Here is a 646-nt window from a genome sequence, read left to right as displayed (position 1 = left end):
CGCCCTAATGTCTGAAATTCCCCCTTCCTACCCCATAATTGAACCTGATGTTAAAGCACCAACTTTAAGAAGGCTGCGTCAGTTAAGCCGCTTACTCGATAGAGCTATTACCGTTCCAGGAACGCAGGTTAGTATTGGTCTAGATCCAATCATAGGATTAATACCTGTTGGTGGTGATTTTTTAGGAGTCATGCTTTCAGCGTACATTGTCCTTGAAGCTGCACGACTAGGAGCGCCTGCGGCAACTTTAAGTAGAATGATGATCAATATCATTATTGATGGCTTAGTAGGTGCAATACCCATAGCAGGAGACTTGTTTGATTTCGCCTGGAAAGCGAACGAGCGTAATGTTAAGCTACTGGAAGATCATCTGAGGTTTCCTAGGCAGAGGAAAAGTGCAGACAAGTGGTTTGTATTTGGGGTTTTTATTGTATTGTTCATAGTTGCTATTGCATTAGTCGCATTTACCGTAATGTTCATTAGACTGCTTGGATCACTGCTTGTAATGCTACAGGGATTGTTAAGTGGCGGTTAAAACAGTGAACAGTGAACAGTACCAGCCGCAGTGAACAGTTATCAAGTTTGCTGAGGTGGATTTCACAGTGAACAGTTATCAAGGTTATGAGTAACAAGTACTGATAACTGA

At 42.3% G+C, this 646-nt stretch carries 1 protein-coding gene; it reads left to right on the top strand.

What is annotated here, in order from left to right:
* The first annotated feature begins 7 nt into the window (after positions 1-7).
* On the top strand, positions 8-535 hold the full coding sequence (locus DP116_RS27295; RefSeq protein ID WP_169158115.1) for a DUF4112 domain-containing protein: 528 nt from the start codon (positions 8-10) through the stop codon (positions 533-535).
* Positions 536-646 lie beyond the last annotated feature (111 nt).

The organism is Brasilonema bromeliae SPC951, from assembly GCF_012912135.1.
In the GTDB taxonomy this organism is placed as follows: domain Bacteria; phylum Cyanobacteriota; class Cyanobacteriia; order Cyanobacteriales; family Nostocaceae; genus Brasilonema; species Brasilonema bromeliae.
This window is presented reverse-complemented; position numbering and strand designations above follow the sequence as displayed.